Here is a 244-nt window from a genome sequence, read left to right on the forward strand (position 1 = left end):
CGGCCTCGACCTGCCCAAGCGCGCTCGACACTTCGAAGGCCGGTTTCCAGTCACGGCTGATTTCCGGCGCATAGGCCAGCGACGGGTTGATGACGAGATCCTCCACATAGCCGATGAGCCGGTGCCGCGCTCGTTTTCGCTGTCACGCCGCGAAGCCGATATCGCGATTACGGTCGAACGTCCGGAACAAGGCAGGCTGATCGCGCGCAGGCTCGTCGATTATACGCTCGGTCTCTATGCGCAT

2 pseudogenes are annotated in these 244 nt (G+C 62.3%); one reads left to right on the top strand and one right to left on the bottom strand.

From position 1 onward, the window contains the following. Nucleotides 1–127, bottom strand: a pseudogene (locus F9K94_RS24295) (LysR family transcriptional regulator); the annotation flags it as partial. On the opposite strand from F9K94_RS24295, the pseudogene F9K94_RS24300 reads away from it, so the two are divergent. After that, nucleotides 107–244, top strand: a pseudogene (locus F9K94_RS24300) (LysR family transcriptional regulator); the annotation flags it as partial. The pseudogenes F9K94_RS24295 and F9K94_RS24300 sit on opposite strands and share 21 nt — an antisense overlap.

This window comes from Brucella tritici (assembly GCF_008932285.1).
GTDB lineage: Bacteria > Pseudomonadota > Alphaproteobacteria > Rhizobiales > Rhizobiaceae > Brucella > Brucella tritici.